At 61.4% G+C, this 12,953-nt stretch carries 15 protein-coding genes; 11 read left to right on the top strand and 4 right to left on the bottom strand.

The features are described 5' to 3' along the window. Positions 1–3 precede the first annotated feature (3 nt). Positions 4–348 carry an MmcQ/YjbR family DNA-binding protein gene (locus tag PVZ80_RS14015; RefSeq protein WP_009048896.1) on the top strand — a complete coding sequence of 115 codons (345 nt, stop codon included), beginning with the start codon at positions 4–6 and terminating at the stop codon, positions 346–348. Here PVZ80_RS14015 and PVZ80_RS14010 read toward each other — a convergent pair. Beyond that, positions 345–770, bottom strand: a complete 426-nt coding sequence (locus tag PVZ80_RS14010) for a DUF1294 domain-containing protein (RefSeq protein WP_009048895.1) — start codon at positions 768–770, stop codon at positions 345–347. The two genes, PVZ80_RS14015 and PVZ80_RS14010, sit on opposite strands and share 4 nt — an antisense overlap. Continuing rightward, a complete protein-coding gene (locus tag PVZ80_RS14005) occupies positions 770–1,600 on the bottom strand; it encodes an undecaprenyl-diphosphate phosphatase (RefSeq protein WP_009048894.1) in 831 nt (276 codons plus the stop codon). The genes PVZ80_RS14010 and PVZ80_RS14005 overlap by 1 nt, the downstream gene beginning before the upstream one ends. 285 nt (positions 1,601–1,885) lie before the next feature. On the opposite strand from PVZ80_RS14005, the gene PVZ80_RS14000 reads away from it, so the two are divergent. From PVZ80_RS14000 to PVZ80_RS13960, 9 genes are all read left to right on the top strand, one after another. After that, the gene (locus PVZ80_RS14000) at positions 1,886–3,520 is read left to right on the top strand and encodes a methyl-accepting chemotaxis protein (protein WP_009048893.1); all 1,635 of its coding nucleotides are present in this window, start codon (positions 1,886–1,888) and stop codon (positions 3,518–3,520) included. Positions 3,521–3,627: 107 nt separating this feature from the next. Beyond that, positions 3,628–4,194, top strand: coding sequence for a nicotinamide riboside transporter PnuC (pnuC, locus tag PVZ80_RS13995; protein ID WP_009048892.1), 567 nt, complete (start codon positions 3,628–3,630; stop codon positions 4,192–4,194). After that, positions 4,191–4,715, top strand: a complete 525-nt coding sequence (locus PVZ80_RS13990; protein WP_009048891.1) for an AAA family ATPase — start codon at positions 4,191–4,193, stop codon at positions 4,713–4,715. Before pnuC ends, PVZ80_RS13990 begins: the two co-directional genes overlap by 4 nt. A gap of 357 nt (positions 4,716–5,072) precedes the next feature. Next, positions 5,073–5,534 (top strand): hypothetical protein, encoded by a 462-nt coding sequence (locus PVZ80_RS13985; protein WP_009048890.1) that lies wholly within the window; start codon positions 5,073–5,075, stop codon positions 5,532–5,534. Between the two features lies 1 nt (position 5,535). Further along, positions 5,536–6,114, top strand: a complete 579-nt coding sequence (locus PVZ80_RS13980; RefSeq protein WP_009048889.1) for a hypothetical protein — start codon at positions 5,536–5,538, stop codon at positions 6,112–6,114. A gap of 63 nt (positions 6,115–6,177) precedes the next feature. Beyond that, positions 6,178–7,233 (top strand): hypothetical protein, encoded by a 1,056-nt coding sequence (locus tag PVZ80_RS13975; protein ID WP_009048888.1) that lies wholly within the window; start codon positions 6,178–6,180, stop codon positions 7,231–7,233. Positions 7,234–7,296: 63 nt separating this feature from the next. Then, complete coding sequence (locus PVZ80_RS13970; protein ID WP_009048887.1) at positions 7,297–7,977, top strand: C39 family peptidase; 681 nt, start codon at positions 7,297–7,299, stop codon at positions 7,975–7,977. Positions 7,978–8,021: 44 nt separating this feature from the next. Continuing rightward, positions 8,022–8,768, top strand: coding sequence for a hypothetical protein (locus PVZ80_RS13965; RefSeq protein ID WP_039968451.1), 747 nt, complete (start codon positions 8,022–8,024; stop codon positions 8,766–8,768). 45 nt (positions 8,769–8,813) lie between these two features. Continuing rightward, positions 8,814–10,106, top strand: a complete 1,293-nt coding sequence (locus PVZ80_RS13960; protein WP_009048885.1) for a transporter — start codon at positions 8,814–8,816, stop codon at positions 10,104–10,106. 61 nt (positions 10,107–10,167) lie between these two features. Here PVZ80_RS13960 and PVZ80_RS13955 read toward each other — a convergent pair whose 3' ends face one another. Then, positions 10,168–11,493, bottom strand: coding sequence for a sigma-54 dependent transcriptional regulator (locus PVZ80_RS13955; protein ID WP_009048884.1), 1,326 nt, complete (start codon positions 11,491–11,493; stop codon positions 10,168–10,170). 352 nt (positions 11,494–11,845) lie between these two features. Here PVZ80_RS13955 and PVZ80_RS13950 point away from each other — a divergent pair, with 352 nt between their 5' ends. Beyond that, on the top strand, positions 11,846–12,112 hold the full coding sequence (locus tag PVZ80_RS13950; RefSeq protein ID WP_009048883.1) for a hypothetical protein: 267 nt from the start codon (positions 11,846–11,848) through the stop codon (positions 12,110–12,112). 105 nt (positions 12,113–12,217) lie between these two features. Here the strand turns inward: PVZ80_RS13950 and PVZ80_RS13945 are convergent, their stop codons facing one another. Further along, positions 12,218–12,925, bottom strand: coding sequence for a 4'-phosphopantetheinyl transferase family protein (locus tag PVZ80_RS13945; RefSeq protein ID WP_016704789.1), 708 nt, complete (start codon positions 12,923–12,925; stop codon positions 12,218–12,220). Between the last annotated feature and the right edge of the window lie 28 nt (positions 12,926–12,953).

Below are 12,953 nucleotides of genomic sequence, written 5' to 3'. Positions count from 1 at the left end.
ACCATGACTGAAGCGGATGTGGCGCAATTCTGCCTGGACTTGCCGGGTGCGCGCGAAGACTACAAATGGGGCGGCGTGCGGGTGTTTTCCGTGGCCGGCAACAAGATGTTCGCCCTGCAGAACCTGCGGGGCGAGTCACTGGCGTTCAAGGTGGACAAGGAGCTGTTCCTCGGCCATGTCGACCGCCCCGGCATCGCGCCGGCGCCGTACCTGGCCCGGGCGCACTGGATCATCATGCAGACGCCCTACCCGCTGGGCGCCGGCGAGCTGCAGGACTTGCTGCAGCGTTCCCACCAGTTGGTGGTGAGCAAGCTGCCCAAGCGGGTACAGGTCGGGTTGTTACTCTAGAACAGCGAGAACAGGCTGCCTTCGAGAAACAGCCGGTCGATCCAGAACACCTGGTGCAGCAGCACGATCAGCCAGAACACCAGTTGATAGGACAGCTTGCGGGTCTTGTGGCGAAAAGCCTGTTGCGCCAGCAAGGCGCCTGGCCAGCCACCGGCCAGTTCCACGGCATGCAGGACGTTTTCCGGGGTCCGCCAGCTGTCGCTGCGGGCCTTGCGCTTGTCGCTCCAGTAGAGGAAGAACGTCAGCACGCTGACCGCGCCGTAGGCCGCCAGCGGCACCCAGGAAATCCCCTTCACACCCAATAGCAGCGAGCCGCACAGGGGCAAGGCGCAGAGCAGCAGGAAAACCACCGCCTTGAGCCGTGGCTGCTGGATCCGTGCCCCGGCGGCTTCGCCGGGGCGGTTCTGGTTGCGTGCGTTCATCAGGAATGGACCGCGGTCCAGTCGACCCAGCCGAACTGCCAGGTGGCGAGGATCACCAGACCGAAGGCAATGCGATACCAGGCAAAGGCCGCGTAGCTGTGGTTGGCGATGAACTTGAGCAGGCCCCTGACCGCGATCATCGCGAAGATGAACGAGGTGATGAAACCAACGGCGAACACCGGCAGGTCGTCCGGCTGGAACAGGTTGCGGTATTTGTAGCCCGAGTAGACCGCGGCACCGACCATGGTCGGCATGGCCAGGAAGAACGAGAACTCGGTGGCGGTCTTGCGCGACAGGCCGAACAGCAGGCCGCCGATAATCGTGGAGCCCGAGCGCGAGGTGCCTGGAATCATCGCCAGGCACTGGGCGAAACCAACCTTCAAGGCATCTTTCCAGCTGATCTCATCCACGCTGTTGGCATGTATTTCATGCTGCCGGCGTTCGGCCCAGAGCATGACCAGGCCACCCACCACCAGCGCCGTGGCGACGGTGATCGGGTTGAACAGGTATTCATGGATCAGGTCGGCGAAGATCACCCCCAGGACCACGGCGGGCATGAAGGCGATCAGCAGGTTGATGGTGAAACGCTGGGCGTTGCGCTGGGTCGGCAGGCCGGTGACCACGTCAAGGATCTTGCGGCGAAACTCCCAGACCACCGCGAGAATGGCCCCCAGCTGAATGATGATGTTGAACGCCATGGCGCGCTCGCCACCGAAGTTGAGCAAGTCCGCAACGATAATCTGGTGGCCGGTACTGCTGATGGGCAGAAACTCTGTCAGCCCTTCCACAATCCCTAAAATCAATGCCTGTACGGCGGTCCAAAGCTCCATCAATCCCCCGAAGGTCATGCCGTGGCATGCCTTTTTAGTTTTTCTTCAATGTTCACTGACATGTGCGTCGCGACTTCACAGCCGCAATAGGATCATCATCGCCCCTGAAAATTCCGTGAAAAATCAGCCGGATTCAGGTTTTTCGCGATGTGGCCGAAATCCTAGCAGACAGACGCGATAAACGCTGTCGCGTTGCAAGAATCCGATGGACCTGACTGCAAGGAGCGCATGACGGATGTACAGGGTGTTTCCATTACAAGAACAACAATCGGGAGTGACAGATTCATGAACAGCTTACGCAGAATGTCGATCAGCCGCCGGCTGTGGCTGATCCTGATTGTGGCGGTACTGATGCTGATGACCCTGGGCATGCTGATGCTCAAGCAGATCAATGAGGACCTGTACCAGGCCAAGGTCCAGAAAACCCAGCATGTGGTACAGACCGCCAATGGTGTGCTGGCCTATTTCCAGGGCCTGGAAAGCGCCGGCAGCCTCGATCGCGCGACGGCGCAGAAGCAGGCACTGAGCGCCATACGCGGCCTGCGCTACGACCAGAGCGACTACTTCTGGATCAACGACCTGACCCCGGTCATGGTCATGCACCCGACCAACCCCAAGCTCGACGGCCAGAACCTCTCGGCCATTCGCGACCCGGACGGCTTTGCCCTGTTCAACGAAATGGTGGCCATCTCCAAGGCCAAGGGCGCCGGCATGATCAACTATCGCTGGCCGAAACCGGGCGCCAGCGAGCCAGTGCAGAAGACCTCCTATGTCCAGCTGTTCCAGCCCTGGGGCTGGATCATCGGTTCGGGGGTGTACATCGATGACGTGCAGGCCGAGTTCCGCAGCCAGGTGGTGAAGGCCTCGGTCGTCGGTATCGCCATTGCCCTGCTCATGGCCCTGCTGGTGCTGCTGATCGCTCGCAGCATCGTCCGTCCGTTGCAGGAAACCGTGCACGCCATGGCCAACATCGCCAGCGGCGAAAGCGACCTGACCCGTACCCTCGACACCCACGGCCAGGACGAAGTCACCGAACTGGCCCGGCACTTCAACGGCTTCACCGCCAAGCTGCGTCTTGTCGTCAGCCAGTTGCAGGTGTCGGCCAGCGCCCTGGCGCAATCCTCCGCCGACCTGGGCAGCAACGCCAGCCAGGCCCAGGAGCGCAGCCAGCAGCAGTCGCAGCAGATGGAGCTGGTGGCCACCGCCATCAACGAAGTGACCTACGGCGTACAGGACGTGGCGAAGAATGCCGAACACGCCGCCAGCGAGATGCGCGACGCCGAGGCCCAGGCCCGGCAGGGCCAGGTGAATATCGACGGCAGCCTGCAACAGATCGACCGGCTCTCGGCCACCATCGACCAGGCCGTGGAAGTGATTCGCACCCTGGCCCAGGAAAGCACCCAGATCGGCAGCGTGCTGGAGGTGATCCACTCGATCGCCGAACAGACCAACCTGCTGGCGCTCAACGCGGCGATCGAAGCCGCGCGGGCCGGCGAACAGGGTCGTGGCTTTGCCGTGGTGGCTGATGAGGTGCGCCTGCTGGCCCAGCGGACGCAGAAGTCCACCGCCGAGATCCAGTCGATGATCGAGCGCCTGCAAGGGCACTCGGAAGCCGCGGTGAAAGTCATCGGCGACAGCAGCCGGGCTTCGCAACAGACCATCGAGCAGGCCGGGCTGGCCGGGGAAAGCCTGAATGCCATCGGCCAGGCCCTGCGCAACCTCAATGGGCTGAACGCCTCCATCGCCAGCGCCACCCTGCAACAGGCCCATGTGGTCGAAGACATCAACCAGAACGTGACCCAGGCCGCCGGCCTGTCCCACAGCACGGCCCTGGCGGCCGAGCAGTCCAGTGCCGCCAGCCTGCACCTGAAAGAGCTGAGCGAGCAGCTCAACGGCCTGTTGCGCCAGTTCCGGGTCTGAGACGTTCCGTTGGCGGGGTTCGCCCCGCCACGGTTGCCGGCCTTCACTAACATGCAAGGCCGCTTCTGGTTACAATCCGCACCCTCCTCCGCTTCCAGGTAGTTTTCATGTCCGGGCTTGAACTGTTCGCCGCTGCACTCGGCGTGATCGCCGTCTGGCTGACAGTCAGACAGAACCCCTGGTGCTGGCCGATCGGCCTGGTCATGGTGCTGCTGTACAGCTGGATCTTCTTCGAAGTGAAGCTGTATTCGGACATGCTGCTGCAAGTGGTCTACGCCGCCCTGCAACTCTATGGCTGGTGGCAATGGACCCGTGGCGGCGCCAGCCATCAGGGGCGTCCGGTCAGCCTGCTAGGACCCCGCTCGATGCTGTTCGGCCTGAGCCTCGGAGCCGTCGGCAGCCTGCTGCTGGGAGCGGCCATGGCCCATTGGACCGATGCCGCGCAACCCTGGCTGGATGCCGCGCTGACCGGCTTCAGCCTGGTGGCGCAATGGTGGATGGCGCAGAAACGCGTGCAATGCTGGCCGCTGTGGATTGCCGTCGACGTGATTTTTGTCGGCCTGTTCATCTACAAGGACCTGTACCTGACAGCGGCACTGTACGGGCTGTTCACCCTGCTGGCCGTGCAGGGCTGGCGCGCCTGGCGGGCCGACCCGGCGCTGCGCCCGGCATGAAGGTCCTGGTGCTGACCGGCCCCGAGTCCAGCGGCAAAAGCTGGCTCAGCGGCCACTTGCAGGCGCGCTTCGGTGGCATCCAGGTGGGCGAGTACGTCCGCCATTTCATCGAACAGCATCGGCGCGACACCTGCCTGGCGGATATCCCGGAGATTGCCCGCGGCCAGTTGGCCTGGGAAGACCAGGCCCGGGCGCAACACCCGCCGCTGCTGATTCTCGACACGCACCTGCTGAGCAATATGCTCTGGAGCCAGGCCCTGTTCGGCGCCTGCCCGGACTGGCTGGAACCCGAGCTGCTGGCTCGCTGCTATGACCTGCACCTGCTACTCTCCCCGGAAGATGTCGGCTGGAGCAACGACGGCCAGCGCTGCCAACCCGAACTGAGCGAGCGCCTGGCCTTCTTCAAGGCCACCGGTGATTGGCTGGTGCAACACCAGCAGCCCTTCGAAGTGATTCGCGGCGATTGGGAAGCCCGTCGGCAACGGGCATTCGAGCTGGTCGAGCGCCTGCTTCAGGGTTGACCGAATACCTTTCGTGTCCGCGTTTTTTTCTCCTGCGCAAGCAGGACAAATGTCCACTCCTGAAACACCCGCCGCTGCGCAAAGCAGCCAATTCAAAGGGCTTCTCATTGCCCTTCAGCCATCTGTTAAAACGCTGATACAGCCCGACGCGAGCCTCCCGATCCAGAGCGTCGCCACGGTACTGCCGGGCTGCCGGAGGCGGCACCGGTCTCATCGTTGAAACACTCCTGTCCCTGTAACGCCCTTGGTTATTCGTAACCTGTTGAATTTTTGAAACAATCAAAAAAGCGGCACGGCTTCTGCTCTCTACCCTCGCAACGCCGGCTAGGGCCAGCGACAGAAGAAGGGAATGCTGCCGTGGAGAATCGCAATTCAGCTCTGACCCACCTCCTGCTGATCGGCTGCGCCATCGGCTCGCTGCTCAGCCTCCCGGTCCAGGCTGCCGACGACATCAGGGACGGCAGGATCGTTCTCGACCGCGACGTTCAACCTCGTAGCGTCGGCCGCCCTCCGCTGCATCCAGATCCCTACCCGACCACCGTCAATGCCAACCCTTCGGCCCGGGTCAAACAGATGACCAGCAACACCGAATTGAGCGACGGCGATTTTGCCGGGGTCAGCAGCGGTTCCACGATCAGCAGCAGCGTCATGCCCAACGGCGTCAACCTGCAGGGGCTGAACAGCGTCGCCAACCCCAACGGCATGGCCGGCATGAGCGCCGGCCACGGCGGCGGCAGCGGTGGCGCCATCTCCGGCACCATCAACCGCTCGCTGAATTCTGGCCTGGCTCCTTTGGGCAGACTGGCCGGAGGCCAATGAGATGATTCGCACCCTCGTATTGCTTGCCCTGTTCGGCTGCCCTTCGGCAATGGCCGACCCAGGCATCCAGGCGGTGGACACCGCCACCCTTCACAACTCCGGCGCCCGCTACAACGGCAACTTCAACGTCAACCAGGCCGCCGGCGACCAGCAGCAACAGACCAACACGCGCGCCATCGCCATCGGCACCGACGCCCAGGCCACCACCGTGGTCCGGCAGAAGCTCGGCACGCCGGCCAGCAGCGCGATCGACGCCACCAGCAGCATCGGCGGCAACGCTTTCAGCAACGGCAACGGGGTCCTGGGCGTGAACCAGGGAGCCGGGGCCAACAACCAGATGGTCAACGCAATGCGGGTGAGCATCAGTGCCCAGCCGCAAAGCATCGACGACAGCGTCCTGTCCCAGCAGAACGTGGCGCTGTTACCAGGCTCGGGAGCAACTGACGCTTCCAAAGGCAGCCGCCAGGTCGTTACCAGCGACCAGGCCTTCACCGGCAGCCGGGGAGTGATTCAGGTGAACCAGAGTGCCGGGGTGGGGAACCGAATGGCTAACACCCTGAGCATACGGGTCGCTGACTGACCCGCAGCAGTGCGATTGGAAGGTACCAACACTTAACCAACTAAATAAGCACGGAGAAACACCATGAAACCTACAATGGCTCTCAAGCCACTGGTTTTTGCCCTCGCCGCAGTCATGGCGATCGCCGCACATGCGGGCAACGACGACAATCACGGAGGTCACGGCGGTCATGGCGGCCACGGTGGCCATGGCGGTCACAATGGTCACCACGGTGGTCATGGCGGTCATGGCGGTCATGGAGGCCACGACGGTCTAGACCTCAAAACCAAGCTGCAAATCACCGCCGGCGCCGCGGCCAACGTAACCGATGAGCAGTTCAGCTCGGGCAACAGCGTCAGCAACCGCGGCACCAACAACAACGCCGACGCCAGCGACTCGATGAACAACTCCAACGGCAACATGGGCGCCAACGTGGCTGCCGGCGCCGGCAACCAACAAGACAACGCCGTCGCCCTGGCCACCGCCGATGAAAGCTTCATCTTCGGCAGCGCGGTAGCCACTTCCAGCGCTACCCAGACCAACACCAACAACACGGTGAAAAACTGGTCCACGCAAAACAACGCAACACTCGACAATGCTGGCAACGGCGGCTCCGGCAACATCGGCATCAACGTCACCGCCGGCGACCTCAACCAACAGAAAAACAACCTGGCAATCGCCGTATCCGGCGGACGCGTAGCGACCGCATCGGCTTCGGCCGACCAGACCGTCACTGGCCTGGACGTGGATAACAAGGGTGTGCGTACCTACAAAAAAGACACCCTTACCAGTGAGTTCAATGCCTCCGGCACCTACAAAGGCACCGGCTACGGCAAGATCCAGGGCGACGACGATCACCATGGCGGTGGTCATCATGGCTACGGCGATCGTAGTGGTGGCTACGATAACGACGATCAGAAGTTCACCTTCAAGGAACAAGGCACGATCGAACTTTCCGGCGTCTGGACGAAGCAAGTGCTGACCAAAGACGGCTGGAAAAACCCTGTGATCAACAACGCGTCGATGTCTGGCTCGATGAACGGCTTCTCCGGCAACGGCGGCGCCAACGTCTCGGCGGGTGTCGGCAACCAACAAAGCAACTCGCTGTCCATCGCTGCCGGCTGCAGAGCCTGCCTGTAATCACGAGCGTGACGAAAGCCCCGGAAACGGGGCTTTTCCACAGTCCCACAAGGCGTAGCGATCATGCGAATGGCGACCTTCTCCCTTTTGCTTTGTCTGACGGGCCTGGCTCAGGCCGCACAGATGCCAGTGGCCGTATTGCCGGGCGGAAACCTGGTGTACAAGCAGGTGCAAAGCGTGCGGGAGCGCAAATTCGCCGACCTGGTCGAGCAGAAAACCGACTTCAGCTGCGGCGCCGCCGCGCTGGCGACGGTACTGCGCCAGGCCTACTGGCTCGACGTCGATGAGGAGCAGGTCATCAAGGGCATGCTGGCCACCGCCGACCAGGACCTTGTGCGTACCCAGGGTTTCTCCATGCTGGACATGAAGCGCTACCTGGAAAGCATCGGCATGCGCGCCCGGGGCTACCGGATACCTCCCGACAAACTGCAGGCGGTCTCCATTCCGGTGGTGGTACTGATGGACATTCGTGGTTACAAGCACTTCGTGGTCATGCAGCGGGCATACAAAGACTGGGTCTATATCGGCGACCCCGTCCTCGGCCATAAACGCTACTCCCACGAAGACTTTGTCAAAGGCTGGAACGGTATCGTCTTCGCCATCGTCGGCCCCGGCTACGACAAGGCCAACGCCTTGCTCGACCCGCCCAACCCGCTGACCGCAAAGAACAAGCTGGATACCTTCAACCCGGTCAAAGACGCAGAACTGATGGAATTCGGTTTCATTCAGAGCGACTTCTTCTAGGGTCGCCCTAAGGATAAAGGGGCAGGATGCTCCGGGAGCAGCAGATGAAAAGCGCTTACTGGCTGGCCGCTGCCTGCCTGGTCACAAGTTTTCCTGCGTATGCCAACGCAGGGTTCAAGCCTATAGAAATCAAGGACCAGGAACTCTCCGAGCTCCGCGGTCGCTACGTCATGCCGGGGCGGATCATCAGCTTCGGCATTGTCATGAGCAGCACCTGGCGCAACGCCTCGGGCGATCTGATCGGCGCCACGACCTCGATGCAGATCCAGCAATCGACGATCAAACCGGAATTCTATGTCTCCACGATCACCGAAACCGGCAACGGCTCGACGCCGACCCAGGGCTCGGGCAACGTGATCGGCGGCGCGGGCCTGGCCACCACCCAGGGTGTGACCCAGAGCGTGCGCGCGGCGGGCGATGGCAACACCGCCTATAACAACCTTTCCATCGACGTCAAGGAAGCCAGCCATGCTCCGGCGCTGGTGCCGGCGCAAGGCCAGCTATTGATGAGCGGGCAAACCATCAGCGGCAGCAACGCCGCGGGCAGCGTGGCCGTGTCCGCCACCGGTGGCGGCATCCAGATGGCCATCCAGGCCAATAACAACCAGGGCTCGGCCGTGCAACAAGTGGCCCAGGGCGGCTTGCTGCAGAACACCCGCCTGCTGGGCGACAGCAACCTGGTCAGCAACATGACCCAACTGAACGTGGTGCTCAACAATAACGGGGCGAGTACTGGCGCGTTGGATTGCAACCTGACCCAGCTCAAGGGCCTTCGCAACCTGGGATATTGAACTACGCTGATTCTCGATCATTAGGCTCAAAGGGACGGCTTACTCATGTATCGATCAGTCTCGCTGCGCGCAGTTGTATGTTTGAGCACGCTCTTCCCGGCTGCACTGCTGCAGGCAGCGCCTGATGCCGACGTAGAGGCCCTGAAACAAGAATTACTGGAGCTCAAGCAACGTTACGAAGTGCAGCAGAAAGCCCTGGCGGTATTGGAACAACGGGTACGCCAGGTCGAGGAGCAACCGGCGGCGCCACCACCGAAACGCCTGGCCAAGTCGCCAGCGGACATGCGTGGCAACCAGCAGGTGGCCGGGACCACGAGCAAAGGCCCGACCCCGGCCGGCGGCAGCTCCTACGGGGAATCGCTCAGGGATGATTCGCAACCGGCACAGAGCGTGTCCAACCTGTACGACGAAGCCAGCGGCTTCTTTGGCGGCGGCAAGTTCAGTGTCGAGACCGGCCTGACCTACTCCCGCTACGACACCCGGCAGCTGATTCTCAACGGCTTCCTGGCGCTGGATTCGATCTTCCTCGGCAACATCAACCTGGACCGGATCAAGGCCGACAACTGGACCCTCGACCTCACGGCCCGCTACAACCTGGACAACCGCTGGCAGTTCGATGTCAACGTGCCGGTGATCTACCGCGAGTCGACCTACCAGTCCGGCGGCGCCCAGAACGGCGCGGCGGGCGTCACCAGCGAAAAAACCGTGTCCAAGGACCCGACCCTCGGCGACGTGAACTTCGGCATCGCCTACAAGTTCCTCGACGAGTCGGTCAATACCCCGGACGCGGTGTTGTCCTTGCGCGTCAAGGCGCCGACCGGCGAAGAGCCGTTCGGCATCAAGCTGCGCCAGGTCCAGGACAACACCAACCTGTTCGTCCCGGATGACCTGCCGACCGGTAACGGCGTCTGGTCGATCACCCCCGGTATCACGCTGGTCAAGACCTTCGACCCGGCGGTGCTGTTCGGTACCCTCTCCTACACCCACAACCTGGAAGAATCCTTCGACGACATCAGCTCCACGGTCAACCTGAAGACCCCGGGCAAGGTCAAGCTCGGCGACAGCTTCCAGATCGGCATGGGCATCGCCTTCGCCCTGAACGAGAAGATGAGTATGTCGTTCTCCTTCTCGGACCTGGTCCAGCGCAAGAGCAAGCTCAAGGAAGACGGCGGCGACTGGCAGTCCGTGGTGTCCAGCGATGCCAATGCCGGTTACTTCAACGTCGGCATGACCGTGGCGGCCACCGACAACCTGACCATAGTGCCCAACCTGTCCATCGGACTGACCGACGATGCGCCGGATTTCACCTTCAGCCTGAAATTCCCCTACTACTTCTAAACACCAGGCAAAAAAAGGCCCGCGGCGATCACCTCGCCGCGGGCCTTTTCGTCGCACCGCCCTAGCGGATCTGATGCTTGTGCAGCAACCGGTAGAAAGTCGGGCGCGATACGCCCAGCACCCTGGCCGCGACACTCAGGTTGTCGCTGTGCCGATTCAACACATCGCACAGGGCCTGGCGCTCGGCCCGGTGCTTGTAGTCCTCCAGCGTGCCCATGGGCGCGATGCTGGCCTGCGGACTGAGCAGCCCCAGGTCCCGGGCCTCGATCTGCCGTCCCTCGGCCAGCACCAGGCCGCGCCGCACCCGGTTGGCCAGCTCGCGGACATTGCCCGGCCAGTCGTGCTTGCCCATGGCCACCAGTGCGTCCTCGCTGAAACTGCGCGGCCGGCGCCCGGTCTCCAGGCTATAGAAGTGGGAAAAATGGCTGGCCAGCATGCCGATATCGCCATGCCGTTCGCGCAATGGTGCGGTAACCACCTGCAACACGTTCAGGCGGTAATACAGGTCTTCGCGAAAGCGCCCCTTGTCGATCGCCGCCTCGAGGTCGACGTGAGTCGCCGCCAGTACCCGTACATCCACCGGGATCGGCTGGCTGCCGCCCACGCGTTCAATGTGTTTTTCCTGCAAAAAGCGCAACAGATTGGCCTGTAGCTCCAGCGGCAGGTCGCCGATTTCGTCGAGAAACAGCGTGCCGCCATGGGCCGCCTCGATACGCCCGACCTTGCGTTGATGGGCGCCGGTGAACGCGCCCTTCTCATGGCCGAACAGTTCGGACTGGATCAGGTGCTCGGGGATCGCCCCACAGTTGATCGCCACGAAGGGCTTGCTGTGGCGCTGCGACTGGCGGTGCAGGGTCCTGGCCACCAGTTCCTTGCCGGTACCGCTTTCGCCGCGAATCAGCACCGGCGACTCGGTGGGCGCCAGTTTGCTCAAGAGTTTGCGCAAGTCGCGGATCGGTCGGCTGTCGCCCAGCAACTCATGCTCGGGCTGAGCGACATGGATGTGCCCCTGGCCACGCAGGCGGGCCATGCCGAAGGCCCGCCCGAGGGTCACCTGGACCCGCGAGACATCGAACGGCAGGGTGTGGAAATCGAAAAACCACTCGCAGACGAAATCGCCGACTTTCTGCAGGCGCAGCACCTCCGGGCTGAGCACCGCTATCCACTCGGTGCCGCTGCGGCTGATCAGGTCCTTGACCGCTTCCGGTCGCTCCAGGTGAAAAGCCTGCAAACGCAGCAAGCCGACGTCACAGCCGCGATCGACGGCCGCTTCCAGGTCACAACTGTCGACATCCCAGCCCGCCGTGCGTAATCCAGGCAGCAGACGATGGCAATCGTCGCACGGGTCAACCACTAAAAGGCGGCGTAAGGCGGTCGCTTCAAGCATGACTGTTCCTTGGCGCCAAAAAGAGGAAAAGTTATTAGAAACAGTAGTTTGGCAAACCTGGCTGTAACATTAGCAATTACTTGACGGGGGTCTTGTATCGATTGTTTATAGCGCCAATCACCATTTGGACTAACTGTTACATGGATCCAAAAGCCTGGTTTAATTCCGTGCGCCAATCTTTCATTCAGCTTTCAAAAGAAGGCTCTGCATCGCGGGTGTGAACAAAAGTTGTAAATTCTGGTCTTTCTATGTGACCTGATCCCTGGTTCGAGACATCAGTACAAGTAACCAGCCGAACGGTAAGCCCAACCGACGGCACATCATTTGATTGGGCACATAGAGAGAAGACCCCATGAACGCCCCGCTCCGTATCAACGAAGCACTTTTGATCGCCGACCGCGCATTCCAGCCATTCCAATGCGTCGCCTGGGCCCCACAAGACGGTAACGGCGAACTGAGCCTGACCGTCATCGACCGCACCAATACCCGTATTGGCCGCAAACAGATTCCAAGCAGCGCCTACTCCGACCCGGCGCAACTGGAAGACCTGCTGAAACAGGCCCGCGCCGAACTGAGCCAGGAAGGTTACAAACTGCAATCCTGGGCCATGCCGGAATAAACGGAAAAGACGGATCACTACCCAGTGATCCGTCTTTCTTATTCATCTGATATATCCTCCGCGCTTTTAGTACATCCCCCCTGCGACATTTTGACTCGCTCAGCATTAACTATCAGGATGAGTCCTGGACTTGGCGATGAGGGTAATTACATGGTTCGACTCGAACAGGTAACTCCCTCGCACCCGCCTACCCTTTCTCCAGGGCGCGCCAAGATCCTTATGAAGCTCGATGGTAAACCCGTCACTATCCAATGCCTGCAGAGACACATCCTTAAAGTCCAGACGGGCAGACGTTTGTGGATGGATAAACTTATAAAACGCCTCTTTTGCGGAGAAGATCAGCGTGGCGGTTTCAAGTAAGTTCAAGTGCGATGCCTGCATCTGCAATTTATCCGTCTGGGTGAAGACCAGATGTTCCAGCGACAGGAGCATCTCTGTACCCACGATCTTTTCGATGTCGATACCCAGCCCGCTCCATTCGGACTGCCACGCCACGCAGGCAATAACCCGTTCCTCCGTATGAGACAAACTGCCCAGAACGCCCTCGGGCCAGTCGGGTGCACCATCGGCCTTGCGCCCTACTGCCCATGTAGCGGCACCCAGCTGGCCAAGCGCTTGGCGGGCACAATAGCGGCCCGCCAGGTACTCGACTCTCCTCGTGTGCACACTATGTTGAATGTCTACAGGCAGTTCAGCGCCATGTTGCAGCAACTGCCCCAGATCAATACGGCTTCTGTCCAGCAGGAGACAGACCATACCGATGCCGTCCGTAATGAAATGCGTTGCCAGCTCGATGGGGTCAAGTCCAATCATCTTGTCATACCGTGGCTCTTTTCAGGAC

The organism is Pseudomonas sp. B3G-3 (assembly GCF_028640915.1).
Lineage (GTDB): Bacteria > Pseudomonadota > Gammaproteobacteria > Pseudomonadales > Pseudomonadaceae > Aquipseudomonas > Aquipseudomonas chlororaphis_I.
This window is presented reverse-complemented; position numbering and strand designations above follow the sequence as displayed.

Bases quoted from the DNA above. Each gene is read 5' to 3' on its own strand.
- PVZ80_RS14015 (WP_009048896.1), top strand. From the start codon at position 4: ATGACTGAAGCGGATGTGGCGCAATTCTGCCTGGACTTGCCGGGTGCG.
- PVZ80_RS14010 (WP_009048895.1), bottom strand. From the start codon at position 770: ATGAACGCACGCAACCAGAACCGCCCCGGCGAAGCCGCCGGGGCACGG.
- PVZ80_RS14005 (WP_009048894.1), bottom strand. From the start codon at position 1,600: ATGGAGCTTTGGACCGCCGTACAGGCATTGATTTTAGGGATTGTGGAA.
- PVZ80_RS14000 (WP_009048893.1), top strand. From the start codon at position 1,886: ATGAACAGCTTACGCAGAATGTCGATCAGCCGCCGGCTGTGGCTGATC.
- pnuC (WP_009048892.1), top strand. From the start codon at position 3,628: ATGTCCGGGCTTGAACTGTTCGCCGCTGCACTCGGCGTGATCGCCGTC.
- PVZ80_RS13990 (WP_009048891.1), top strand. From the start codon at position 4,191: ATGAAGGTCCTGGTGCTGACCGGCCCCGAGTCCAGCGGCAAAAGCTGG.
- PVZ80_RS13980 (WP_009048889.1), top strand. From the start codon at position 5,536: ATGATTCGCACCCTCGTATTGCTTGCCCTGTTCGGCTGCCCTTCGGCA.
- PVZ80_RS13975 (WP_009048888.1), top strand. From the start codon at position 6,178: ATGAAACCTACAATGGCTCTCAAGCCACTGGTTTTTGCCCTCGCCGCA.
- PVZ80_RS13970 (WP_009048887.1), top strand. From the start codon at position 7,297: ATGCGAATGGCGACCTTCTCCCTTTTGCTTTGTCTGACGGGCCTGGCT.
- PVZ80_RS13965 (WP_039968451.1), top strand. From the start codon at position 8,022: ATGAAAAGCGCTTACTGGCTGGCCGCTGCCTGCCTGGTCACAAGTTTT.
- PVZ80_RS13960 (WP_009048885.1), top strand. From the start codon at position 8,814: ATGTATCGATCAGTCTCGCTGCGCGCAGTTGTATGTTTGAGCACGCTC.
- PVZ80_RS13955 (WP_009048884.1), bottom strand. From the start codon at position 11,493: ATGCTTGAAGCGACCGCCTTACGCCGCCTTTTAGTGGTTGACCCGTGC.
- PVZ80_RS13950 (WP_009048883.1), top strand. From the start codon at position 11,846: ATGAACGCCCCGCTCCGTATCAACGAAGCACTTTTGATCGCCGACCGC.
- PVZ80_RS13945 (WP_016704789.1), bottom strand. From the start codon at position 12,925: ATGATTGGACTTGACCCCATCGAGCTGGCAACGCATTTCATTACGGAC.